Genomic DNA, 25,907 nt, shown 5'->3' with positions numbered 1-25,907 from the left:
AGATGACTTTATTGATTTTAGGTGCCACCGGCACTCTCGGCCGCCAAATAGCCCGCCGCGCCCTAGACGAGGGCTACCAGGTGCGCTGTTTAGTCAGAAGTTACAGAAAAGCTGCATTTTTGAAAGAATGGGGCGCTGAACTCGTACCGGGGAACCTTTGCCAGCCAGACAGTCTGCCTCCGGCCCTAGAAGGCGTCAGTGCTATTATCGATGCAGCAACAGCGAGTGCAGCCGATTCTGTCAGCATCAAAAGAGTAGACTGGGACGGAAAAGTATCGCTGATCCAAGCAGCAGCAGCAGCAGGCATCAAGCGTTACATATTCTTTTCCTTTCTCGATGCGGAGAAATATCCCCAAGTCCCCTTGTTGGAAATCAAGCGCTGTACCGAATTGTTTTTAGCAGAATCCGGTCTAGACTACACAATCTTGAGACCTTGCGGCTTTTTGCAAGGACTGCTGAGCCTGTATGCAATGCCGATTTTGGACAATCAGGCAGTCTGGCTGCCCAACAAGCCATCCGCCCTTGCCTACATGAACACTCAGGACGTTGCTAAATTTGCCGTCCGGGCCCTTTCCGTTCCTGAAACCGAGAAAAAAAGCTTTCCGGTGGTGGGAAATCGCGCTTGGGATGCTGACGAAATCGTGCGGTTGTGCGAACGGCTGTCAGGGAAGCAAGCTAAAATTACGCGCACCCCAGACGCCTTGTTGAAGGCTACTCGTCAATTTGCTAAGTTCTTTCAGTGGAGTTGGAACGTAGCTGACAGATTGGCTTTTTCAGAAGTTTTGGCAGCCGGAAAACCCTTGAAAGCTCCGATGGATGACGTTTACAGTGTCTTCGGAATCGACCCCAAAGAAACTACTACTTTGGAGTCTTATCTCGAAGAATACTTTAATCTGATTATGAAGAAGCTCAAGGAAATAGAGTACGAGCAGCTTAAAACTAAAAAACGGAGTAAACAAAAAATGCCCTTTACATTTTAAAGTGCCGAAAGCAGGAATTATATACAACGATGTTAAACCTGTGGCTTGTCGCATCGCCGCAGAGTTGGAAGACAAGCTGACTGCCCGCGGCTGGGAGGTTTGCTCGGTTTCTGGTTCCGGAGGAATTCTGGGCTATTCTAGCCCCGATCGCCCGATGTGCCACAATCCGATCGACCAACTCGTCCCCCCCGGTTTTGACAGCGACATGGAGTTTGCAGTGGTTTTGGGCGGCGACGGTACGGTGCTGTCGGCATTTCGCCAAGTCGCTCCGATTGGAGTGCCGCTGCTGACTGTCAATACCGGTCACATGGGCTTTTTAACAGAAACTTACCTGAACTTGCTGCCGCAAGCTTTGGAAAAGGTAATCGCCGGAGAATACGAAATAGAAGAAAGATCGATGCTGGCGGTGCGGCTGTTTCGAGAAAACGACTGCCTCTGGGAAGCTCTTTGTCTCAATGAAATGGTGCTGCACCGGGAACCGCTGACTTGTATGTGTCATTTTGAAGTGGCGATCGGTCAGCACGCCTCTATTGACATTGCGGCAGATGGAGTCATCATCGCAACTCCCACAGGATCGACAGCTTACGCCCTTTCTGCCGGCGGCCCTGTCATCATTCCCGGAGTGCCGGTGCTGCAATTGCTGCCTATTTGCCCGCATTCAATGGCTTCGCGGGCTTTGGTGTTTTCCAACACCGAGCCGGTCAAGATTTTGCCAGCGAGTCCCAACCGCCTGGTAATGGTGGTAGACGGGAACGGCGGATGTTATGTTCTGCCTGAAGATTGGGTGCAAGTCGAGCGAGCTCCATACCAAGCCCGGTTTATTCGGGTGCAATCTTTTGAGTTTTTCCACATTTTGCGGGAAAAATTAGGCTGGGGCTTGCCTCACATTGCTAAACCGAGTTCCGTTGAGTTGCCATGATAGTTGTTGTTGACACTCCCCGACTATCAAGGTACGGGGATTGTTGGCTCAACCAGTTGGCTTGCTCGTAGATGTCATATCAAGTCCTAGCTATAGGAGACCGCAATTCCCGTTCCCGTTTTTCACCGATTGAAGGGATTTTGATTTCTTTATCTGTTGATAAATCGTAGAATAAAGCAGCAATTAGTGTGGGTAATGTAGGGCGACATTTATCTACCGGAATCCTTAATTCTCGATCGAGCTTCCGAATCATCTCCAAAGTCAGACAGCGTTTGCGAGATAACGCTCCCAATCAGTGGCGGTAGCTATCTCAGGACTCAGCACAGCGACTCTCGTCCGTCCGCTGCATTCGGGTTGTTATATTTCGCCTTCATTGCCTCAATGCTGATTCCCTTTCCTTGTCGGCAACTTGCAAATAACCTGACAGGTCGTTTTTGACTTCATCAATCGGGACTTGCTTAATTCCTCTCTCCTACCGAACTCGGCTAACCACCTCATTGCCTCCGATTTCTCTCGAAATGGAGTTTATTTCTATTCCCTATTCCCTAATTTACACAAACATTTTTTGCAGCAAGCCTTTTTTGAATTGTTCGGTGCGCTGAAGCTGTTACCCCACTGCTTCGGTTTGGGTCATGGGGACAGGGAAGATTCATATATTTTTAAGCCTTGGATAAAGCGAAAATCTTTGAGGTTTAGGGTATAAAGGCTAAGGTTATGGGTTAGGGCGGTGGCGGCAATCATGGCATCGGGAATTGTGAGTTTATGGCTTAGGGAATATTGCGCCATGAGTTGAATGAATTGCTCTGAGATGAGTCGATCGATGGGAATATTTTGAAATAAGTCGAGGTGTTTTTGAATGCGGTTTAGTTCGTTTTTGTTGAGTGCGCCATAGTACAGTTATGCTCTGGTGATAATGCTAATGGTTAAGTTCTGGCTGCCGATTTGTCGTAGTTCTTGAATGATGGCGGTATTGTTTTTATAGAATTCGATGAGAATATTGGTGTCACACAAAATCATTGGTTTTCTTTGCCCCAGGCGTCTTTGCGAATGTCGTCTAGAGTGATATTTTTTTCTTCCCAGATTCCCGCTAGCTCAAAAAAGGATTGTTCTTGATTGGAGTCATCTTTTTTTGGTTCTATCGTTTTAGTTGGGCTGGCTTGAAATTCTAGAAATTCGATAAATTCAATAACTTTATTGCGTTGTTCGGGGGAAAAATGTTGGATTTTTTGGATTGCCATTTCTAGGGTTAACATGGGTTTCTCCTTGGTTATTTTTGGTACTATTTTAACGATTTACACAAACATCTTTTTTTTGGATCTACTAGCTTGTTGCATGGGTGCGCGATCGAAGCGTATCTATTGATTCTACCAATTTTCTGTAGGTCAAGCTCTCGATCGAGATTCCCAATCATCTCTAAGGTCAGGCAGCGTTTACGATATAACGGTGCCCATCACCCGCCGCAGATGAACTTTGCACCATACCGATAAACTCTCGGCGGTCGGTGTGCATGGGCGTTGTTAGCTTGAATCTGTCACCCATGCGTGAGTAGTGATTGCCTAGTGCTCAGTGCTGGCTGAAGGCTGTGGGTATTGGGTTTCGCACCTCAACCCAACTTACGAGATCAGCGATCGCACTGCTTATTGTTAGATTAGCGATGTTCGTTTTTGATATTGTGCTCCAACTTGCAATAGATTTCCATCGCGAATATCTTACATTCGCATTTGAGTCTCTTCATCTTACTACCTCATTAGCTATTAATATTTCCAACTTTGGCGACTTGAAATTATGAAAGTCAAGAAAATATCGCAGATCTCTAAATCGTCCATGTGGATTGCAATCTAATCGATGGATATTGATAATAGCTGACTTTAAAGCTTCCTCAAAGTTCTGTTCTCTGATCGTCTCAAACAATATAACTAGAGCTTCAGCATTAGAAGCAAGAAAATTTTCATTTTCAGCTTCAGTGTCAAGATAGAATTTATAAAAACCTATGGATGATTCAGGCTTTAACTTATTTGCAAGCAAATGATAGTTTACTCCTCCAAAAACAATTCTTTCTTCATCGTTATTTAAGTCTTCCTTATCCTTAAATTTTTCTTGCAAAAAGACTTTGGTCACAAATTCATCATCTATGAGACAATCTTTAATCTCATTCCACTCTTTGCTATATAGAGAAATACCGATATGGGATGAAATTGCTTTGGCAGTTAAAATCCTTAAAAACTCCAAAGGGTAGAGATTGTTTGATATCAAAGGGAAAAAAGGTTTGACTGGAAAGATAGCCTTTTCGTAATGCACCCGTCTTCCATGTGCAACGCTGTTTCTAGCTTCTACAAGATTTCTTATCCAAAATGCTATCCTATTATCATATAGTTTAAAATGCTTCAAAAAGAACAAAATTTTTGAGGTTACGGAAATATCTTTAATTAATATTCCTGCCAGGAGTTTGGATTTAGCATTATTCTCACTTTCTAATGCATTCACATGCAAAGATAAAATGCTTGAATTAAATGCATTGCTAAAATCTTTAATCAGATCATTAGCTTTCATTAAAAGATCTTTTGAATATACATCACCAAGAAGCTCTAAGACATGGAAGTAAGATAATGTCGCCTCATCTTCATAAAGAAAGCTCTCATCAGATTCCTCTTCCATATACCTAGCCTTTCTCCATCTATCTAATAAGGAGAAAAAAAAGCTTTTTTCATGTTCTTTTAACTTTTCTAACTTGTCGAGAAATTCATTGAGATTATCTGTTAAATCAACATCATCTATTATCAGTCTGTTTTGTTGTCCAACTTTTAGCTCGTCTAATGATATATCGGCACTAGCTGTTGAAAATGGAGCTGTTTTGAAAACCGTAAATAGCTCGCTTACTAGAAACGAGATAATACCTAACAAGCTTAAATATTTTGGACGAACAAATATTGGGGCATCGACCCATGATTCATAGTCCTTGAGTTCAAATTCTATTGACAGTTGTAGATAACCAAATTCAAAACTTTCTTCATTATGAATAGTTGGAATGGACTGAACTGTCTGTACGGCGCATTGTTCAAATGTAAAATTTAGATCGATTTTTCGATTTAGTGTCAAATATTTTTGGGAAACGCACTTGTTCATTAGATAAAACTAAATATTGTGATTCTTCAGCTACCTTAGCACTTAAGCCGTCACACTCGGATAAGGTTGCGGTTATAAACCGACGCTCACGATCAGCAGCATAAGCTATGCAAGCTTTTAAATCTTCTCGCGTCAAATCGGGAAAATCGCCCTTGAATTTCTGCTTCAGTCATCTCGGAAGCCAGGTACTCAAGCACTTCATAAACCGTAATTCGCAAGCCGCGTACACAGGGCTTACCACCGCGTTTATTTGCTTCGATCGTGATGTGGTTTCGGTAGTTCAGAGTGGGAATTTTTGAGAATCTCCTCGTTTGAGGTTTGGCGAAAAGATTGGATATACTAGCTTGTTGCATGGGTGCGCGATCGCTGGTATCTATGTATTCTACCAATTTTCTGTAGGTAAAGCTCTCGATCGAGCTTCCGAATCATTTCCAAAGTCAGGCAGTGTTTGCGAGATAAGGATAAAGTTGAGCTGCTGCCGATCGTCCCGATTACCCACAAACACACTTGATGCAGTCGGAGCCAACGCAAGGTTGGACTGTGCTTACTTATTTTGGGTAAGCTTACCAAGCAGTGCTGTATGTTTAGCTTTCAAAAGCTCAAAAGTTTCTATCACTTCCCGCTCAAAATCAACAGGCCAATTAATTTTTGAATGCCACGAATATTCGACACCTTCCTCCTTCCATCGCTTGTGTTGGATTGACCATGAGTTTTGATGATCTAGAAAAGCAACATAGCTATCGGGAAAACGAGTTCCTTCAATTAAATGTGTTTTAGATGTTAGCAATTCTTTAATCTGCTCATTTCTAGGTAGAAAAGATTTTTCAGCCCAGAACAGCCAAGTTTTAAGTTCTTGTTCAGGAAGTGGTTTACCTTTTATAAAAACATAATCCCTTTTTAGCGTATCAAGGAGATCCTGATACGTTCGACGAGCTTCATAAAGAAGAAAAGCCATTGGACCATATAATTCCTCAAGCTGTCTTTCTACGTGTTTTAACGAAGCTTCTGTTCTTTGTCGTATACGATCGCGTCGATCGGTAAGTATATGATTGACTATCCATCCGACAGCACTAACAGCACCAGCTATTAAAGCAACAACTACTGAAGTATCCATACAATTCGTCACTTAACCTTACAACCTAATTCAGCATTGGTTGATCGTTAACAGAAATTTCCCACCCCTAGCTTTGAAACAGGGTCGAGATTCAGAAATAAAGCAGTCCAACTTATAATTCGCAGTTGCGTTACAATACTTGATATAATCGAATAATACCGCAGCTTGATGATGTATGTCAACCCGTTCTTACTCCCCATCGGAATCTCCATTCCTCGATCGAGTTCCCCGCACGATTCGCCTCAATCACTTAAGCCGCCGCATTGAAAAAACCTATCTATATTAGATTTTAGATTAGAGAGCATTTAGAGTCGATCGCACACTTTCGGCGATCGGGAAAATCGAGACATTCATCACAACTTCTTCACGCACGAATAACTGTAACGGTTCGCCCCATTGGTGTCAGATGAATTTCAGTATTCAGTCGTTCTTCTAATTCGATCGCATTCTCGCGTCGATCGAATATCACCAACCACCCTTCATCTTGTCCCAATCGAGCCAAATATCCATCTAACTGTTCCAAGCCTTTACTCAACGGATCGACTTTCCGAGTTCGCCAAACCTTCAGTTCAATTCCCAATGTTACCTCACCATAACGCAAACATAAATCCATTCTGTCGCGTCCGATCGCATATTCTCGCTCCAATGTTCCCCCACCATTAATCACCCGATGCAGAAACGCCATCAACACTAAATGCGGTGCAATTTCGGGATAAGACGCACTTTTGAGTAACGGTTCGCCATGCTGTAGCCAAAACGCGAGAAACGCTTGCAGGAGTGCATCTGGTAGTAGTTCGCCGCGATCGTTCAACCAACTCGGACGGATAATCGGTAAACTATCTTGCGGCCCTTGCGCCAAAACTCGCGGCAACACTTCTCGATAAATCGGATTGGCGATGACTAAACCCCCGGCTGGATCTCGTTTGAGCAAGCCCAAATCTACGAGGTATTGGCGATCGTCATTAGAAGATTCTGGCAATTCTCGTCCGGCTAGCATCGGCTCGATAATGGCTTTGACTCTGTTTTCTCGCAGTCGTTCTGCCAAACTATCTAAATGCGTATCTTGTCGTTTTATGAGAATTTCTTTGGCTTCTAAAATATGTTGTGGTGTAATTTCTATAGATTCATCTGTTACTAATTCTTCTACAATTTCCTTAGCTAAAGCATTCACTAACCAAGGTTGTCCCTGAGTCAGTTCAAAAGCTAAGGCTACCGCTTCAGGTGTAAAAACTTGTCCGGTATCTTCGGTATGTTGCGCGTAGAGTTCGGCGACTTCTTCTGCATTAAAATCTCTCAGAGTAATCGATCGCACTTTAATATTAAACGGACTGGATGTATTGAGTCGATCGCTTCCCCCCGCAGCCACTTTGTAATCGCGAACATCCCGCAAACCAATTAAACCCACCGATTGCGGAAACGCTTTCGGGCGATTGGGATAACCATCGCGTAATTGGCGCAGAATAGAAATCAAAGCTTGGTCTTGTAGTGCGTCAATTTCATCGATGAAAACCACCAAAGGACGAGATGAAACTTGTGTCCAAGCTTGTAAAGCAGCCCGAATTTTCTGTCCCGATTGCATCGCTGTCCAGTCAGGCGGTTGCAGTTCGAGTGGGAGACGGACGGAAATGTTATCTCGCCAAGCCCCCAAAATAGCCTCTTCTGCACTCGCGATGTCTTGACTGAAGGGTGCGCCGACTTCTACCGACAGCATCACGGCGGTGTATTGTCCGCTTTCGGTGAGTTGTTTGGCTAACGCCAGCATGGCGGTGGTTTTCCCCACTTGCCGGGGTGCATGGATGACGAAATAGTTGCGTTGAGCGATTAACCGTTCTAAGCTTGGTAAGCGTACCGTGGGCGACAGTGCGTAATGAATGTCTTCTTGGCAGGGGCCAGCAGTATTGAACCAACGCGGCATAGGTCAACTGGGGCGAATGGGGCTGCTCTCAGTTTAGTGTACTGTTGTTGGAATGGCCTTCTAGTTGTTAAGCGGGGGTTTGTACCGACTCTCCGGCCCCGATGAAACTCTCTCAGAGCGAAAGTCGTGCTCGATTCTTGATTCATAGAACGGAAGAACCCCACCTGCCAACTGCCAAAGTTTTACTCTTCCACGCGATAGCCCAATTCCGCCAAACGAGTGCGAGACTGCCGCCACTTCGGCTGCACTTTGACAAATAACTCCAAATATACTTTGCCCTCAATTAACTTTTGAATCTGTTCTCGCGCCGCACTGCCGATCGACTTGAGCATACTGCCGCTTTTACCGATTAAAATGCCTTTTTGGGAATCCCGTTCGACGTGAATTGTCGCCAGAATCCTAGTAATTTTCGCTTCTTCTTGAACGATGTCGATCGCAATTGCTACCGAATGCGGCACTTCTTCCCGCGTCAGCAGCAAAATCTGTTCCCGAATCAATTCGCCCATAATAAAGCGTTCCGGCTGGTCAGTCACCAAATCGGGCGGATAATAATAAGGCCCAACGTCCAAATGTTCGATTAACAATTGTTGCAGCGGCTCGACACCCTCGCCCGTGAGAGCCGAAAATTTCACTACAGGCCACTCAGGATTGACAATTTGCTCGTAAGTTCGATCGATCAACACGGAATCCTCCGGTTGTTCGTCCAACTTATTCATCCCCAAAATCACCGGAACTTTGCAATTGCTGAGAATTTCGACAATATATCGATCGCCCCCTCCCGATTCCACCGAACCATCCACCACAAACAGCACGACATCCACCGACTGAATCGCTGTGCGGGCATTCTGCACCAAAACCTTGCCCAATTGGTGATGCGGCTTGTGAATTCCGGGAGTATCTACAAAAATAATTTGTGCTTCCGGTGTCGTTAGGATGCCCCGCAGCCTGTTGCGAGTCGTCTGAGACACCGGCGAAGTAATGGCAATTTTCTGCCCCACCAACTGATTCATCAGCGTTGATTTTCCGACATTCGGGCGTCCGACAATACCCACAAAGCCGGATTTGTAACCCGCCGGAGCTGCGGGAACACCCATAATGTCCGATACGTCGATAAATTTACTATCTTCCACTAAAATCACCTATTTTCAAGCCCCTTCTCTGTCTATTGTCGCCTGAAAATACTCAAACGCCCATTGGTGCACTCTAGCATCTTTCTCGCTTTGGTATACCTTGCAACAGTCAAAGCTCGATCGAGCCGCAAACCAGTGTTAAAACGTGATAGGCGATCGGCAAAACTTGATATCTGAGACAAAATTTGATAAAGTTCCAATGACATCGCTCAAAAATGAATCATTCTGGTAAAACCGACTCCCAAATGCTGTAACAACTTCAGATGTGTAAATCTCTAACTCAACTGAAACTATTCTACAGTTTGTCAGGCCAACCAGTTATAACATTTTTGAGAATGTTTGGTAATAAATTAGGTAGGTTAAACTCAAACTCAAAAGCTCAATATCATGAGGCGCTTTTTTCATAAAAGGCTACTGTTTTTAGAGCCTACCTAATTAGTGCTAATCGTCATAAAGTTGAGGAGATGAATCAGATGAAATCGAAATTATTTTGGAGTTTTTGCACCGTTTTGGTAGCCAGCCTGCCTGTTCCTGGGTTGGCTCAAACAAGCCCTCCCACAAGCCCTCAAGTAGATTTTGACTACAAGGGTGGCTCAATGAAATACCAGTTGCTACCGGGCAGAATCCAGGACAGAACATTGCCCAGAGCCTTTGACTTTCCAATTATTACCAATGTTGGTACTGACACTAGCATCACCTCGGATTTCCTAATTACCGATCAGTTTCGCGCCCCAGCGGGTCGTACAGAATACACCGGAGCTCTCACCGCCTGGGCAACATCAATCAGAGAATGTCTCGCCAAACAGCCTCTCTTGATTCGAGCCAGCACTAAGAACCCGGTTCGGATTAATGGCAGAGCAGGCACGATTGTTAGAAACGTAAATAACCGTGCAGTTTGCAAATAAACCAGCAATATCATGACGGCTAAATTGACCGTAATTGCTGTAAGGGCGGGTTCACCAATATCTTCCATGCGAGCATCAATACAGTAAACCCGTCACCGCAGCGATATGGGGGTCAATCGAGACCACTTGATATAAGTTCCGCTATCTACAGATAAAAACTAGAGAGTGTTTTTGAACAAAAAGAGCAATAGGTTTTCTATTGCTCTTTTTGTTAGCGAAATTTCAATTAATCTCTATTAGGACTTATCTGATGTCCGCTGGAACGACATCATATAAGGGGTTTGCAGAGAGGAATGCAAGTCCTTATCAAACTTTGAGGACTTGCATTCCTCACTGCAAACGACATAATTACGCAGAAACCAGCTTTTGTCCAAAATATCCCGTGGAACCCGAGGGATATGGATTTTAACACCCGGTTTATGAAAGTTTGTCTGCGTAATTCAGGATTTAGTAGCGCAAAATTCATGTGTACTCAGTAAAATTTCGCCATAATCAGGAATCCAAGCTAGCCACTTGTCATCAGAACATTCACACAACAGCCACGCTTCGTCAAAGCTGAATGCTGTTGGCGGATTGAACAATTTAACCCACATAGAAGGAGCCAATTTTGGTGCAGGTACGGCGCAGCCAAATTTTTCCCAGTCGCGGACACTGGCGAAGCTTCCTGGCGTTGCTTGGGATTGCCAAGTACGAATATCTGTTTGCAGTTGCATAACTACTCCTTTTGAGCTAAGAGCCTGCACCAGTGCCTGGTTGAAACAACCCAGAGCGAAGGCGCAGATAAACTTTTATTCTGTAGTGTATGTTACCGAATTATCTAGGCGAATGTGTAGGGTTGTAGCAAAAATTTACAATCGAGAGGAAAAAACTGGTTCAAAGCTGAAAAGGTCGATCGGCGATTGTTGCGCTCGGCAACGATCGCCTACCATAGCAAGCAACATCTGATTTATTTAAAAAATTCCGACATGAACCAAACTGCAAAATCCCAGTGGAAAACTCTAGACCGCTTTGTAGAAATCAACTCTCGTTGGGTAAAACTCATCGCGGAACATCTCGAAACAACAGAAGGAAAAACAGTAGAATATTGGCGAGTAGAAAGAGCTGATTCAGTTGTAATCTTGACCATTCAAGCTGACAAATTGCTGTTTCCGCCACCGATGTATCGCCCCGGTGTGGCAGAAGCAACCCTGGATTTTCCCGGCGGTCGCGTAGAAGCGGAAGCCACGCCAGCAGCGGAAGTTCCAGCTATACTCAAAAAAGAACTAGGCGTGACAGAAAGCGCGATCGCCCGCATCGAACCGATTAACACCGTCGGCTGGGCAATAAACAGTTCCTTCTCCAATCAAAAACTCTACGGTTTTGTTGCAGAATTGCACCCTACAGCAACAGTAAACCCCGAACTGATCGGTGCTGAATATCCTGTCACCCCAGACGGAATTCGCGACTTGCTCAAAAAATTAACTTGCCTCCAATGTCGAGCCTTACTGCTAGAATGGCAAAATCAAGTCGATTTTAGATTTTAGAGTTTAGATTTTAGATTAGGAATTGTTTTCCGAGGGTCGCCGATTTTAAGTTGCTCAAAACCAAAATCACCAAAACTAATCATGCCTCTCAATAATGAAGTTGCTGTCGAATGCCTCGACGTTACATATCGCCTCAACCGCAGGCATTTAGTAGACAAACTCAATTTCAAAGTGCTGCAAGGAGAAGTTTTAGTATTGCTGGGACGAAGCGGGAGTGGTAAAACTACTACCATGAAATTGATTAACAATTTACTAACGCCAAGCAGCGGTGAAGTTCTTGTCATGGGAAAACCGACAACTCAGTGGAACCCAATTCAACTGCGCCGAAAAATTGGCTATGTGATTCAAGAAATTGGTTTGTTTCCCCATTTTACCGTCGAGCAAAACGTCGGTTTAGTGCCGAAATTGGAAGGTTGGGAGGGCGATCGTATTCAATCTCGCGTCCGCCAACTGTTAGAATTAGTCAACCTCGACCCCCAGCACTTCGCCAAACGCTATCCCCATCAGTTATCTGGCGGACAGCGGCAGCGGGTAGGCGTCGCTAGAGCACTGGCGGCTGACCCTCCGATATTGTTAATGGACGAACCGTTTGGTGCTTTAGACCCCATTACTCGTCTGGAATTGCAGCGAGAATTCGGTCAATTGCAGCAGCAACTCGGCAAAACTGTGATTTTTGTGACTCACGGCATTCAAGAAGCTTTTTTGTTAGCTTCTAGAATAGGTTTGATGCAAGATGGACGGTTGGTTGAAGTGGCATCGCCCGATAATTTTCTAAAATCTCACCATCCAGAAGCTCGCGCATTTCTTGAATGTTTGCAAGTAGCTAGATTTGAATGATATTAGCAAAAGTTTGATAATATAGTTTTAGTAACTAAGCTGATAATCAAACGATGCACAGTCTTTACGAGACAGACTTCTATGCTTGGACGCAAGAACAAGCCAAGTTACTTCGCAAGTGTCAGTGGAGTCAACTTGACTTGCCAAATTTAATTGAGGAGATTGAATCTTTGGGCAAACAGGAACGTCAAGAGCTTAGAAATCGTTTGAGCATTTTGCTGGGACATTTGCTGAAGTGGCAATATCAGCCCCAGCAGCGCAGTCCGAGGTGGCGGTCTACAATTCGAGTGCAGCGGCGGGACACTCAGAGACTGATACAAGATAACCCCAGTCTGAAACCTTACTTGCAAGAAGCTTTCCAAGAAGCTTATCAAAACGGTAGAGATTTGGCAGTAGGAGAAACAGATTTACCTCTCAAAACATTTCCTCAAAACTGCCTTTACACCTTAGAAGAAATTCTGGACTCTCGCTTCTATCCTGGTGAACAAAGTCCTGAAATGGAAAATGATTTATAAGATTGACAGCAATCAGGAATAACCAATTACCCGATGATAATTTTTATCAACCGCTATGGCGCTGAGATAATTCAGCGCGCCACCGAGCATTTATATTTAGTAACTGTTGCAATTTTTATCGCTATTAGTGTGGGGATTCCCCTCGGGATTTTAGTCACGAGAAAACCAAAATTGAAAAAGCCCATTTTGGGATTTGCTAATATTATGCAAACAATTCCCAGTTTAGCTTTGTTTGGCTTGCTAATCCCGGTGCCGGTAGTGGGTGGAATAGGCGATAACACGGCAATTATCGCCCTCACTCTGTATTCTTTACTGCCAATTATCCGCAATACTTATACTGGTATTGTCGGCGTCGATCCAGCGATTACGGAAGCAGGAAGAGGCATGGGGATGACTGATATGCAACTGTTATGGCAAGTGGAAATTCCCCTGGCACTGGGCGTGATTCTGGCGGGCGTGCGAGTTGCCGCAGTAATTGCGATCGGACTGGCAACCATTGCGGCTGCAATTGGTGCCGGCGGCTTGGGCGTATTTATTTTTCGGGGCGTGGCTACCGTCAACAATCAGTTACTTTGGGCTGGGGCAATTCCGGCGGCTTTAATGGCCTTAGCTGCGGATTTTGGGCTGGGTTTGGTAGAAGCGCGCCTCTCGAAAAGTACCTTAAAAACTATTAATGATGAGTAAAATCCTGAGTGCCATCTGTCAGCGTTGTCACTATCTGCTAACCGGAAGCAGTCGCAGGATTTGCTATCAGATTGCGGATTTCACTTGAGCGTTCAATGTACTCTCGATCGCTCAAAACAGCTTGGCTTCCCTCCAGCGAAATAGCATCGGCCAAATCGATCCAAGAACGGCAACCGCCGTATTCAGGAGTGTAGGGGATTTCGCGGCTTTCTGCAAGGCGATAAGCCCGCAGCAATAAAATATAAATTGGCTGATTTTGTTTCCATTTCAGGCGATCGCTGACAAATTTTTCATTCCAAATATGGTAAGGAAATAGCGCATTAATTGCCGGTTCCCAAGCTACCAAAAAAACATCGGTAATCTCAGCCCAACTGCCAATTCTAATATTTTCCGGATGCCAACCAGATTCTACAGTTTTTACCTGACTCGCAAAATCCGGTTTTAATAAATCAGGCTGTTGGTGTTCAAAAGTTGGATACAGCAAAACCTGTTTCTCATTGACATTGAACTGTCCTGCTTGCTCGCGAATTCCCCCCTTCCGCAACAGCACAATCGTTTGACCTTGTTCCAAAGCATTAACTGCTACATTCCATTCTTTCAGCGCCCTAGTAGTTGATTTCATAGGAATTTAGTTGAGTTTTAACAATAATAACAAAAATCGGTATTTTCAAGCAAGTACAGCCATTTTTTCCTGTTAAAATAAGGTAGTCGTGACTATGTAGGACTACCTTATTTTGATAAAGACAATAATTGGTTGGACTACATAGTGGGCCAACTGCTGTTTTATTTATTACTCTAACCGATAAAATAATCGTCTCTTCTGTGTCCCAGCTATCCTCTACTATCACATCGGTATATGCAGCAATTTTGCCGTGAATTTTTTCAGGACTTTACTTAAACATTTAATAAAATTTTTATATTCTCGCATATTAACTACCAAACAACCATATTGAGATTTGTTAAAATTTAAATATTCTTCAAAAAGCTTTGATTATACTTATTTATAGTGCATTGAAAATTGTTTTTTAATTCGGTTCTGTCATAAATATCAGTAGACCTACTGAAATACCGCCTGCTTTTAAACTTGTTATTAGTGAAATTACGCACATGAGCATTACTATTTTGGGTTACAACCTAAGCGCAGCTATTTACGAAAGTGTCAATACTATTATTTATCGCGGCATCAAAGAGAGTGATAGAACCTCAGCAATTATCAAAACCTTCAAAGCTGAGCATCCGACAATCGAAGAAATTTCCCGATTAAGACACGAACATAAAATACTCCGACATTTAGACAGTCAAGGAATAGTCAAACCCATAGCCTTAGAAAACTATCATAACGGCTTAGCGCTGATACTAGAAAATTTTAGCGGTCAATCTTTGAAAGATTTTCTTAACAATCAACCCTTGGCTATAAACGCCTTTCTCAAAATCGGAATTCAGTTGGCAAAAACTCTGGGAGAAATTCATCACAGTAATGTAATCCATAAAGACATTAAACCCTCAAATATCCTAATTAACTCAGAGACAAAAGAAGTAAAAATTATTGATTTTAGCATTGCTTCTCTTTTAGAGCGAGAAAATCAAACGGTTACAAATCCAAACTTATTAGAAGGAACTCTTGCTTATATATCACCGGAACAAACCGGCAGAATGAACCGGTCAGTGGACTACCGTACCGACTTTTACTCCCTTGGTATTACATTTTATGAAATGCTGACGGGTAAGCTACCTTTTTCCGCAAAAGACCCCCTAGAACTCGTTCATTGCCATATAGCTAAAGCACCCATACCACCTAAAAAGCTGAATCCAGAAATCCCGGATGCAGTTTCTGAAATTGTAATGAAATTATTATCTAAAACTGCTGAAGATAGATATCAAAGTGCTTTCGGAATAAAAATTGACTTGGAAACCTGCCAGCAGATGCTTTCGGCTGGAGAGATTTTCCCCTTTATGATAGGTCAACTAGATTCCTACAGCCAATTTATGATTCCGCAAAAGCTCTATGGACGGGAAAGAGAAGTTGCTAGTTTGCTAGAAGCCTTCGCTCGCGTCAGTGGTGGGACAACGGAAATGATGCTAGTTTCCGGTTATTCAGGTATCGGCAAATCTTCCTTAGTTAACGAAGTTGATAAACCTATAGTCGGAGCACGAGGGTATTTTATTTCCGGTAAATTTGACCAGTTTAAGCGGAATATTCCTTATGCTGCTTTAATTCAAGCATTTCAAGGATTGATGCGGCAACTGCTCACTGAAAATTCTGCTCAAATAGCAATTTGGAAAGCTAAAATTCTCGAAGCACTTGGTGCCAATGGGTCAATTATTATTGAGGTTATTCCCGAAGTAGAAAAGATTATTGATCCACAGCCTGCGGTTCCGACTTTGGGACACACTGAATCTCAAAACCGATTTAATCGAGTTTTTCAAAAATTTATACAGGTGTTTAGTAAACCCGAACACCCCCTAGTGATATTTTTGGATGACTTGCAGTGGGCAGATTCGGCTTCCCTCAAGCTTATCCAGCTAATTATGACCGATCCAGATAGTAAATATCTGCTATTAATTGGGGCTTATCGAGATAATGAAGTCAGTGCCACTCATCCCTTAATTTATACCTTAGAGCAAATTCAAAATACTAGGGCAAGAGTAAATAATATTATCCTCCAATCTTTAGAACTCTCTCATGTTAACCAATTAGTGAGCGAAACTCTTCGCAGTCACATTTCCGAAGTTTTACCCCTGGCTGAGTTAGTTTTTAAGAAAACCCAGGGAAATCCCTTCTTCTTAACTCAACTGCTCAAATCCCTTTATCAAGACAAACTTCTATCCTTTGATTTCGATCGAGTTTGTTGGCAATGGGATATCCAACTGCTTCAAGGCATTGATATCAGCGATAATGTCGTCGAATTGATGGTCAGCCAAATTCAAAAGCTATCGTCCCCGACGCAGAATGTCTTAAAATTAGCTGCCTGTATAGGAGAGAAATTTAGTTTAGACGTTTTGGCAATTGCTAATAAAAAATCTCAGTCAGAGACGGCAAGGGATTTATGGGAAGCGCTACAAGCGGGTTTCGTTCTGCCACTAAATAATTCCTACAAAATCCCCCTGCTATTTGAATCGGAAATATCTACAGAAAACTCAACGGAGCAGTTTAATGTCACCTACAAGTTTTTGCATGACCGAGTGCAACAGGCGTCTTATTCTCTGATACCCGAGGCTCAGAAAAAAGAAACTCACCGAAAAATTGGTCAACTACTGCTGAATTCCACAACCCCTGAAGAACGAAAAGAAAATATCTTTGCACTGGTTAACCAACTAAATTATGGAACGGATTTAATCACTTTAGAGTTGGAAAGATATGAGTTGGCAGAACTGAATCTGATCGCCGGACAGAAAGCCAAAGCTGCCACAGCTTATGAGTCGGCTGTCAAATATTTGAATGTGGGTTTAGGATTACTCGCGGAGAATAGCTGGGAGAGTCAATATGAGCTGACGTTTAACCTGCATCTGGAAGCAGCAGAAACTGAATATATAAACACTAATTATGAGCGATCGCAACAGCTTTGTGAGACGAGCCTGACACAAGCGAAAACCCTTCTGGAAAAAGCCAAGGTCTACGAGCTGAAAATTCAATTAGAGATGTCTCAAAATAGGATGCAATCAGCTATAGATAATGGGATCACCGTTCTAGAAAGGTTTGGAGTTCGCCTAGAGCAAGAACCCCCTCAAGAACTAATCTTTGATGATTTAGCTAACTTGCCGCCAATGACAGCTCCCGATAAGCTCGCAGCTATGCGGATATTAAATATCATGACAACGCCGGCTTTTGTTGTAAATCCAGCGATTTTTCCGCGGATTCTTTATACAAAAATAAGCTTGTCTATTAAGTATGGAAATTCGCCTCAAGTCGCTGTTGCTTATGTGTGGTATGGAGTGTTACTCTGTGGAGGATTAGGAGACATAGATTCTGGATATCAATTTGGTAAACTAGCTATTTTGCTCCTAGAAAAATTTAACTCAATCACCCTGAAATCGAAAATATTTTGTGTATTTAATTGTCTGATTAGATTTTGGAAAGAGCCGCTTAATACTACCCTAGAACCTTTGATTGATGCCATTCAAAGTGGTGTGGAAACTGGAGATCTAGAATATGCTTGTCACAGTACAGTCAATTATTGCAATCAGTTATTTTTCAGCGGTGGGGAACTACAGAAAGTTGAGCAGGAACAGGCAAAGTATGTTGCCCTAACCATTAAACTCAAACAAGAATACGATACTTTATTTATTAAAATTTACCAGCAAATAGTTGACAATCTCCTCGACAAAAACTCAGATAAATACTTTTTGCTAGGTGAAAGTTTTAATGAAGAAGAACTACTGCCAGGAATCGAGGCGTCTAACACTGGGACTTTGCTCTATGCTTATTATGTCGGCAAAATGATTCTCTCTTATCTATTTAAAGAACCCGATAAAACAGTGTCGAGTGCCCATTTAGCATTAAAATATGCCGACACCGGTGCAGGATTAATGCACATGAGTATCTACAACTTATACTATTCTCTTGCCCTCATAGCACTGTATCCCGAAGCAGAACTAAGCCAGAAAGAACAATACCTAAGTGAATTAACAGCAAATCAAGAAAAATTACAGACCTGGGCATTTTATGCACCGTGCAATTTCCAGCATAAGTATGACTTAGTAGAAGCAGAAAAAGCGCGGATGTTAGGACAACCTTTAGAAGCCAGCGATTATTACGATCGTGCCATAGCAGGAGCCAAAAAACATGGATATATCCAAGAAGAAGCATTAGCTAACGAACTTGCCGCAGAGTTTTATTTTTACCGCGATAAAGATAAAATTGCTCGGATTTATTTAACAGATGCTTACTACGGATATAGTCGCTGGGGAGCGAAAGCTATAGTCAAAGATTTAGAAGCCCGATATCCTCAAATATTTTTGCGGATAGCCAAGCCAGAAACTCAACGTAGCCAGGTCACAATGAACACTACCTCGACAAGTGGAGGGAGTGCAGGATCTCTAGATTTAGCGACTGTCATCAAAGCCTCTCAAGCTCTCTCTGGCGAAATTGTGTTGACTAATTTATTAGCAAAATTGATGAAAATTGCGATCGAGAATGCGGGCGCTCAAAGTGGCATTTTCATTTTAGAAAAAGCGGGACGTTTACTAATAGAGGCCTATGGAACCGTAGATAGCGATGTAGAAGTGCTGCAAACAATACCCGTAGAAAATAGTCAGCAACTACCCATATCTTTGATTAACTATGTTGCCCGAACTCAGGAAAATGTTGTATTAAGCGATGCGACTTGTGAGGGAACATTTACGGCGGATACTTATATCGTCAACCAAAAACCAAAGTCAGTATTATGTACTCCCATCATCCATCAAGGAAAACTTACAGGCATTCTTTACTTAGAAAATAATCTCACAACTGGTGCTTTTACTCCCGACCGTTTAGAAGTTTTACAAGTTTTATCTTCTCAAGCAGCTATTTCGATTGAAAATGCCCGTCTTTATAACGATTTGGAAGCAGCAAACGCTACTTTAGAAGCGAAGGTGGCAGAAAGAACGCAACAGTTACAAGAAAAAAATATCCATTTACAAAAAGCAGAAGAATTAGCGAAAGCAGCCAACTCTGCCAAGAGTGAGTTTCTTGCTAATATGAGCCACGAACTCCGAACGCCACTTAATGGCATTTTGGGTTACACGCAAATCCTCAAACGACAAAAAAACTTGGCTGAGCAGCAAAAAGATAGTCTGAACGTGATTAGTCAGTGCGGCGATCACCTCTTAACCCTGATTAACGATATTTTAGACCTCTCTAAAATCGAAGCCAGAAAAATGGAAATCCACCTGAGTAATTTCCATTTATCAGAATTTTTGGAAGGCCTGGCTGAAATTTGCAATATTCGGGCAGAACAAAAGGGAATCTCCCTGATTTACGAGGCAATTACCCCACTACCTATTGCCGTCCAGGGTGATGAAAAAAGGTTGCGGCAAGTTTTAATCAACTTACTGGGCAATGCGATTAAGTTTACCGAAAAAGGTGGGGTAGCATTCAAAGTAGGATATCAGGATGGCAAAATCCGGTTTCAAGTGGAAGATACCGGAGTTGGTATGGCACCAGAGCAATTGCAAGATATATTTTTGCCTTTTCACCAAGTAGGGGATGCCAACCGGAAAGTTGAAGGAACCGGGTTGGGACTGGCAATTAGCCGCCAATTAGTCCAGATGATGGGCGGTGAAATAAAGGTGAAGAGTACATTAGGACAAGGGAGCATTTTCTTCTTCGATTTAGATTTGCCAGAGGTATCGGAATGGGCGACTAATGCAGCCAAAGCCAATGCCCACACAATCGTTGGTTTCAAAGGCCGAAAGCGAAGAATTCTCATAGCTGACGACAAGTGGCAGAATCGCTCGATCATGGCAGGAATGCTTCAGCCGTTAGGATTTGAAATTCTGGAAGCAACGGAGGGTCAGGACTGTTTAAACAAGGTAGCAGAGTTTAAACCAGACTGTATTTTAATGGACTTGATGATGCCAGTAATGAGTGGCTTAGAAGCAACGCGCCGGCTTCGCAAATCACTAGGTCAGACTAAGTTAGTGGTGATTGCTACTTCTGCCAGCGTTTTTGATTTCGATCGACAACAAAGTGCCGAGGTAGGTTGCAATGATTTTATTCCGAAACCCATACGAATCGAGGAGCTTTTAGAAAAATTACGTACTCACTTAGAGTTAGAATGGATTTATGAAGAAAATCAGGAAGAGATTAGGAAAGCCGAAGGAGAAAAAAAATCTCTAAGTTCTGAAATTGTAGCTCCCCCCGATGAGGAAATCGCCGTTCTATTCGATCTAGCAATGATGGGCGATCTCCGAGGGATTGCGGAGCGAGCTGCAAAACTCGAACAACTCAATGAGCAATGGGTTCCCTTTGCTACCCATCTGCGCCAGCTAGCGAAAGGATTTGAAGAACAACAAATCCTACAGTTTATTAAACAATATAGGACGACAACCAATGAGTAGTGAACTTGCCGAACCAAGCACCATTTTAATCGTAGATGACACTCCGACTAATTTAGGTGTCCTGTTCGATTTTTTGGCTGATTATGGCTTCAAAGTATTGGTAGCTAGGGATGGCCAAAGTGCTCTCCAGAAGGTCGCATATGCTGCGCCAGATCTGATTCTGTTGGATGTGCTTATGCCGGGAATAGATGGGTTTGAAACTTGTCGCCGTTTGAAAGCGAATGATTTAACGAGAGACATTCCGGTGATTTTTATGACGGCTCTTGCTGATACGGTGGATAAGGTTAAAGGTTTGAGTCTGGGTGCGGTGGATTATATCACTAAGCCTCTTCAGCATGAAGAAGTTTTAGCTCGCGTTAATGTCCACATGAAGCTCCGCAATTTGTCGAAGAAACTCCTAGAGCAAAATGTGTGCTTGCAAGCAGAAATCGAACAGCGTGTCAAAGCGGAATCCTCGCTGTTGAAGCTGGCATCGGAGTTGGAAAGGCGAGTTGACGAAAGGACGGCTGAACTTTTTCTATCCAATCAATTGCTCAAACAGGAGATTCAAGAGCGTCTGCAAGCAGAGGCGGGATTGCAAGAATCGGAAGCTCAATTGCGAACCCAAGCTCAATGTTTAGAAAAAGCTTTTCGTGAATTGCAATTGACCCAAACTAAACTTGTCCAGAGCGAAAAAATGTCTTCTCTCGGTCAGCTTGTTGCAGGTGTAGCCCATGAAATCAATAATCCCGTTAATTTTATTTTTGGGAATATTTCTTATGCCCATGATTATACCCAAAATCTGATCGATCTAGTCAATCTTTATCACCAAGAATTCCCTGCGACTGGGCAAATAATTGAAGATAAAATAGACGAAATAGAACTAGATTTTTTGGTTGAAGACTTACCTAAATTGCTGACTTCAATGAAGGTAGGTGTAGACCGAATTCGGGAAATTGTTCAGTCGCTGCGAATCTTCTCGCGATTGGATGAATCTGAAATGAAACCGGTGGATATTCACCTGGGTATTGATAGCACTCTGTTAATTTTGCATAACCGCGTTAAAGGAAGGGGCGATCGACCTGCAATTGAGGTGGTTAAAGAATTCGGCAATCTGCCTCTGGTAGAGTGTTATGCGGGTCAGCTTAACCAGGTGTTTATGAATCTTGTTGCTAATGCTATTGATGCCATAGATGATTATAATACGACGCGACCGTTAAGTGAAATGAAAGCTAATCCTTCTAAGATTTTCATTCGCACGGAGGTCACGGAATCTAATCGGGTGTTAATTCATATTAAGGATAACGGGCCTGGGATGACCGAAGAAATTAGCCAACACCTATTTGAGCCATTTTTTACTACTAAGCCTATCGGGAAGGGTACTGGTATTGGGCTGTCAATTTCCCATCAGATTGTAGTGGATAAACACGGGGGCCAGCTCAATTGTATTTCAGCTCCTAATCAGGGGGCAGTCTTTATTATTGATATTCCAATTCACCAGAAAAATTTTGCTAATAATTTAATTACGATGTCTGAAACAGCTTTGGGTATTTCTTAGTTGATTTTAACTGAAGGGGAATTCAATAAATTTTAAGGGTTGCACAACTATATCAAAATCCATCAGGCAGGGGGATATTCCAATACTTTAGGTAATGAAGTAAGAGACGGATAGAACCCTTCGGTAGCATCTCACTTTTGCAGCCAAGCTAGAAATTGGAGTTTTGAGGCAGGAGGCAGAAGGAAGGAGAAGAAGTATTTTTACAAATATGAGATGCTCCATTGCTATTGCTGATTGGGGCGGATTCACATTTAGGACAGTTCATACTTCCATTATGCAACGCCCGAAAATACACGGGACGGGCGGGACGCCCATCCCACAAAAAAAATCAAAATCATCCCGCTATTATGCAACGCCTAAATTATTGCTCTCGAAGCTAGTTTGCGACTAGCCTAGAAGGGATTAACGGACTGCTATCAAACTATTTAATTTGGCAACTAAAACGTCGAGATGTTCCGATGTTTATCGTCTAGTGGGTGGAGCCTCCTGTGCGACTACACCGCACAGGAGAGCTTATGACCAGGGGTTTAGTGCTGACCAACTTTATTGCTAAATTCTCACTGCAAAAGATGCTGCTAATTCCCGTTCTGGTTCCATACCAACTGTAGGCGGCATGGAACGATTGGCTACTTGCTCAATTAGTTGTAAATGTTGCGGTAGCATTTTAGCTAAACTGTAGCGTTCTAGGGCAGTTTGACGGGCTTTGATGCGAATTTCTGCCATGCGGGTAGGATGGTCTAAAACTTCATCAATGCGATCGGCTACTTGTTTCGGTGAGAAGTAATCGACTAGCAAACCGTTTTCTCCATCGCGGATAACTTCTCTGACTGGCCCTGTGTCGGAACCGATTACTAAACATCCTGTCGATAGAGATTCAATCATCGACCAAGACAGCACAAAAGGTCTGGTCAAATAAACGTGTACGTCGGATGCTTGAATTACTTTTAAATACAGTCCGTAAGGTAGCGGCCCGACAAAGTGAACTCGCGACAAATCTAGCGGTACTTTTTTGAGCATATAGTCTTTGTAAGACTCGCCGTTGGGTAAAGAACGCCCGTAACAAACTCTTTCGGAACCAACGATTACGACGTGACAGTTGGGGCGGCGTTCTTGTACATAGGCGATCGACTCAATGAATTCGGGAAAACCCCGGTAAGGTTCCATTCCCCGCGATACGTAGGTGACAATTTCATCCACCCCAGACAAGTCTAAGTTAGGCAAAACCAGTTTAGCACCGGGGTCTGGTTTGAAGTAATCGGTATCTACGCCGTCGTGGAGTGTGGATAATTTTTGTTGTAATTCTGGCGGAAATTGCGATCGCTGCCAATAAGTGGGCGAGACACCCCAATCGCAAGAATATAAATCGATCAGAATCGGCGCATTTTTGATTCTAATTCTGGCCATATCGTCAACTGTTAAAGGTTCCGCTGGGTCGAAATCTGCGTCGGAACCAATAGCATGATAAAACCACTCGAAATAACACAAAAGCGGCGTATTTGGAAAAGCTTCTTTGACAAATAATGTTGGCCCCCAACCGGAATGTCCGCAGATAATATCGGGTACGAAACCGTCTGCTTTGAGTTGTTCTGCCATTCTAAATACGGCTTGTCCGTAGATGACGGCACTTTCTAAAGGGCGGACGTATTGGTGAGTCTGCGCGTGGGGTTCCCGGCTGGGGGTAAATGCTGCTTTGCGAACGCCGGGAATGTTCCACTCTGGGCGCTCGTTTTTAGTGCCGAAAACAATTTGATTTTTGGGATCTGCGCCTAACGCCGTGATAATGTGGCGGTATTGGGCGGGGAAGTTGGGATGGAGAAATAATGCTTTCATTGTCTGTTGTCTGTTGTCTGTTGACTGTTGACTGTTGACTGTTTTCTGTTCTTAGTTGGAATAAAATATTTAGATTCGGCTAAAAAGCTTTGGTTTTATTCATTGGGGGTTGGTGCTTTGCATATCCAGACGCAATCTCGCGGTACTGAAGATGTATTTTTCAGGATGATTTCATAGTTTAAATGAGTGAGAAATTTTTCCATAATTGTATCAGTCATAACTGAAAATGCAGTGCCGTCTCTGCGTCCCAGCAGGTTTTTGTCCCACTCGCTGGCGAATTTTTGCCACCCTAATTCGCTGAGAATATTGCCGTGGTGAAAGACGCAAATTCGATCGCCCCGCAGTAGTTTGGGAATTTGAGTTAGGTAGTTGAATATGTCTACCGGCTCTATGTGTACCATTGTATCGTAACAAAAGCAGGCATCGGCTGAGGACGGGGCGATGCTGTCTAATGTTAAACCGTCGAGTTTGACGTAAGAAACGCGATCGCTCCCCAAGCGCGATCGGGCGGCTTGCAGCATTTGACTGGAAATGTCGGCACAAATTAGTCGATCGCAATATTTCAGCAGCAGCGAACCGGTTTTTCCCCCGCCGATACCAATTTCTAAAACCGTATGTTCTTTTTTGATGTACGGTGCAATAAATTGCTGTTCTATCAAGGATTCATATTCTGATAGCGAGTTAGCCGCACCGGCACCTTTCCCTATCCATTCATCGCCCAAATAAGCGAGTTCAGGATTATTGTCTTTCCATTCTTGGGCGTAGCTATCCCAAGCTTCTTCGTAGTCTATTTTAGGCGGTATTATTTCCATTGTTTTTGGTTTTTTTTGTCTCAGAATACACAAACAAAAATCGCTTGATAGTCCTCCGGGTACAGCCATTAAGATTTGTTCAATCTCAAGCAATAACTTGACGATCGTTTCACTCTTGGGTTCTCCGTCTGAAAGTTGATAGTGATCTAACAAAGGGTAAAGTTCGTGAAGTAACCCCCCACCGGCTAGATTCAAGACTTCCACATCAAAGTAGAATTCTAAAAACGGAAGTATCAGCTTTGACCGGACTGCTTCTGAAGGGTCTTTCGCGAATACTCTCTCAATACTTGGACTTGCAAATATTTCAGTTGTTCCAGACCTTAGCGTGTAGTGAAAACATTTGTAAATGCGATTAATCAAATCCACTTGATTTTGATTGTATATATTGTAGCAATCTCCTATGTATTCATTGATAATAAAATATCCATCTGGTTTTAAACATTTCCGAACACTTGATAAACATCGTTCTAGTTCTCTGACGTGATGCAGCGAACCCGAGCAAAAAACTAGATCGTATTTTTTATTTTCATCAATCGTAAAGAAATTAAAGTCATCTTGATAAAAATTAACCTCTACTCCCGCTGCTGCTGCATCTTTTCTAGCAATTTCTAAAGATTTTTCTGAAAAGTCAAAGGCATCAATTTGAGTAGCTAATCCTAATTTTGCCATCACAATCTCGTGATTTCCGACGCCGCAACCAATAGACAAAAGACGCTCGAACCGTCGCTTGTTGAAGAATTTATTTACTAACCAGTTTAGCCAATAACCATTACCCTTACCACCTGACAGCCGATGGTTTATCGCTGCTTCAATAATGGGATTAGACAACCAGTAACCTTGCTTCCCAATTGCGGCTGTTGGGTTAGTCTCCCAATAATTTTTAGCGGTAAATTGATCGGAGATGTTATCTTCCATACGATCATAATTTGAATCCATACTTTTTCACCCTTGAATCTGGAACGGTTACTTTTTAATAAAATAAGCTTCTAGAAAAATTTTACCGTAAGTTTGAGTCATTTCTGCCAAAATCTTCAATGAATCT

General features: G+C 42.9%; 20 protein-coding genes and 1 pseudogene. 9 read left to right on the top strand and 12 right to left on the bottom strand.

Going from position 1 to position 25,907, the window contains the following annotated elements:
* Positions 1-2 precede the first annotated feature (2 nt).
* Positions 3-980 carry an NmrA family NAD(P)-binding protein gene (locus QUA47_RS10020; RefSeq protein ID WP_190657002.1) on the top strand — a complete coding sequence of 326 codons (978 nt, stop codon included), beginning with the start codon at positions 3-5 and terminating at the stop codon, positions 978-980.
* Between the two features lies 1 nt (position 981).
* A complete protein-coding gene (locus QUA47_RS10015; protein WP_333283687.1) occupies positions 982-1,899 on the top strand; it encodes an NAD(+) kinase in 918 nt (305 codons plus the stop codon).
* 630 nt (positions 1,900-2,529) lie between these two features.
* Here the strand turns inward: QUA47_RS10015 and QUA47_RS30965 are convergent.
* From QUA47_RS30965 to era, 8 genes and pseudogenes are all read right to left on the bottom strand, one after another.
* Positions 2,530-2,796: a type II toxin-antitoxin system VapC family toxin gene (locus QUA47_RS30965; RefSeq protein ID WP_445243762.1), complete on the bottom strand. Its 267-nt coding sequence runs from the start codon at positions 2,794-2,796 to the stop codon at positions 2,530-2,532.
* Positions 2,797-2,912: 116 nt separating this feature from the next.
* Positions 2,913-3,152 carry a DUF2281 domain-containing protein gene (locus tag QUA47_RS10010; RefSeq protein ID WP_333283683.1) on the bottom strand — a complete coding sequence of 80 codons (240 nt, stop codon included), beginning with the start codon at positions 3,150-3,152 and terminating at the stop codon, positions 2,913-2,915.
* Positions 3,153-3,630: 478 nt separating this feature from the next.
* Positions 3,631-5,022, bottom strand: a complete 1,392-nt coding sequence (locus QUA47_RS10005) for a hypothetical protein (protein WP_333430669.1) — start codon at positions 5,020-5,022, stop codon at positions 3,631-3,633.
* Positions 5,023-5,080: 58 nt separating this feature from the next.
* Positions 5,081-5,306, bottom strand: a pseudogene (locus QUA47_RS10000) (DUF433 domain-containing protein); the annotation flags it as partial.
* 55 nt (positions 5,307-5,361) lie between these two features.
* Positions 5,362-5,553 carry a hypothetical protein gene (locus tag QUA47_RS09995; RefSeq protein ID WP_333430649.1) on the bottom strand — a complete coding sequence of 64 codons (192 nt, stop codon included), beginning with the start codon at positions 5,551-5,553 and terminating at the stop codon, positions 5,362-5,364.
* A gap of 13 nt (positions 5,554-5,566) precedes the next feature.
* A complete protein-coding gene (locus QUA47_RS09990; protein WP_333430648.1) occupies positions 5,567-6,136 on the bottom strand; it encodes a hypothetical protein in 570 nt (189 codons plus the stop codon).
* 364 nt (positions 6,137-6,500) lie between these two features.
* Positions 6,501-8,051, bottom strand: coding sequence for an ATP-binding protein (locus tag QUA47_RS09985; protein ID WP_333430647.1), 1,551 nt, complete (start codon positions 8,049-8,051; stop codon positions 6,501-6,503).
* Between the two features lie 182 nt (positions 8,052-8,233).
* A complete protein-coding gene (gene era, locus QUA47_RS09980) occupies positions 8,234-9,145 on the bottom strand; it encodes a GTPase Era (RefSeq protein WP_333165504.1) in 912 nt (303 codons plus the stop codon).
* A 509-nt stretch (positions 9,146-9,654) separates the two neighbouring features.
* Between era and QUA47_RS09975 the strand changes: the two genes are divergently transcribed.
* Complete coding sequence (locus QUA47_RS09975) at positions 9,655-10,086, top strand: hypothetical protein (RefSeq protein ID WP_333215988.1); 432 nt, start codon at positions 9,655-9,657, stop codon at positions 10,084-10,086.
* 440 nt (positions 10,087-10,526) lie between these two features.
* Here QUA47_RS09975 and QUA47_RS09970 read toward each other — a convergent pair whose 3' ends face one another.
* On the bottom strand, positions 10,527-10,799 hold the full coding sequence (locus QUA47_RS09970) for a hypothetical protein (protein ID WP_333283670.1): 273 nt from the start codon (positions 10,797-10,799) through the stop codon (positions 10,527-10,529).
* A 252-nt stretch (positions 10,800-11,051) separates the two neighbouring features.
* Here QUA47_RS09970 and QUA47_RS09965 point away from each other — a divergent pair, with 252 nt between their 5' ends.
* The 4 genes from QUA47_RS09965 to QUA47_RS09950 all read left to right on the top strand — a co-directional run bounded on the left by QUA47_RS09965 (position 11,052) and on the right by QUA47_RS09950 (position 13,645).
* Positions 11,052-11,609, top strand: coding sequence for an NUDIX hydrolase (locus tag QUA47_RS09965; RefSeq protein WP_333430646.1), 558 nt, complete (start codon positions 11,052-11,054; stop codon positions 11,607-11,609).
* A gap of 81 nt (positions 11,610-11,690) precedes the next feature.
* Positions 11,691-12,446: an ATP-binding cassette domain-containing protein gene (locus tag QUA47_RS09960; RefSeq protein ID WP_333430645.1), complete on the top strand. Its 756-nt coding sequence runs from the start codon at positions 11,691-11,693 to the stop codon at positions 12,444-12,446.
* A 53-nt stretch (positions 12,447-12,499) separates the two neighbouring features.
* Positions 12,500-12,961 carry a DUF29 domain-containing protein gene (locus tag QUA47_RS09955; protein WP_333430644.1) on the top strand — a complete coding sequence of 154 codons (462 nt, stop codon included), beginning with the start codon at positions 12,500-12,502 and terminating at the stop codon, positions 12,959-12,961.
* Between the two features lie 33 nt (positions 12,962-12,994).
* Positions 12,995-13,645 carry an ABC transporter permease gene (locus QUA47_RS09950; protein ID WP_333430643.1) on the top strand — a complete coding sequence of 217 codons (651 nt, stop codon included), beginning with the start codon at positions 12,995-12,997 and terminating at the stop codon, positions 13,643-13,645.
* A 37-nt stretch (positions 13,646-13,682) separates the two neighbouring features.
* Here QUA47_RS09950 and QUA47_RS09945 read toward each other — a convergent pair whose 3' ends face one another.
* Positions 13,683-14,267, bottom strand: coding sequence for a DUF1802 family protein (locus QUA47_RS09945; RefSeq protein ID WP_333430642.1), 585 nt, complete (start codon positions 14,265-14,267; stop codon positions 13,683-13,685).
* A gap of 485 nt (positions 14,268-14,752) precedes the next feature.
* Between QUA47_RS09945 and QUA47_RS09940 the strand changes: the two genes are divergently transcribed.
* Together QUA47_RS09940 and QUA47_RS09935 are read left to right on the top strand one after the other, a co-directional pair.
* A complete protein-coding gene (locus QUA47_RS09940; protein ID WP_333430641.1) occupies positions 14,753-20,686 on the top strand; it encodes an AAA family ATPase in 5,934 nt (1,977 codons plus the stop codon).
* On the top strand, positions 20,679-22,223 hold the full coding sequence (locus tag QUA47_RS09935) for a response regulator (protein ID WP_333430640.1): 1,545 nt from the start codon (positions 20,679-20,681) through the stop codon (positions 22,221-22,223). The genes QUA47_RS09940 and QUA47_RS09935 overlap by 8 nt, the downstream gene beginning before the upstream one ends.
* 549 nt (positions 22,224-22,772) lie before the next feature.
* Here the strand turns inward: QUA47_RS09935 and QUA47_RS09930 are convergent.
* Together QUA47_RS09930 and QUA47_RS09925 are read right to left on the bottom strand one after the other, a co-directional pair.
* Complete coding sequence (locus tag QUA47_RS09930) at positions 22,773-24,053, bottom strand: glycosyltransferase family 4 protein (RefSeq protein WP_006634596.1); 1,281 nt, start codon at positions 24,051-24,053, stop codon at positions 22,773-22,775.
* A 95-nt stretch (positions 24,054-24,148) separates the two neighbouring features.
* Positions 24,149-25,801 (bottom strand): class I SAM-dependent methyltransferase, encoded by a 1,653-nt coding sequence (locus tag QUA47_RS09925; protein WP_333430639.1) that lies wholly within the window; start codon positions 25,799-25,801, stop codon positions 24,149-24,151.
* Positions 25,802-25,907: the final 106 nt, after the last annotated feature.

It is taken from the genome of Microcoleus sp. MON2_D5 (genome assembly GCF_036701905.1).
Taxonomy (GTDB): Bacteria; Cyanobacteriota; Cyanobacteriia; order Cyanobacteriales; family Microcoleaceae; genus Microcoleus.
Note: the sequence above shows the minus strand (reverse complement) of the source record. Positions and strands in the feature narration are given on the sequence as shown.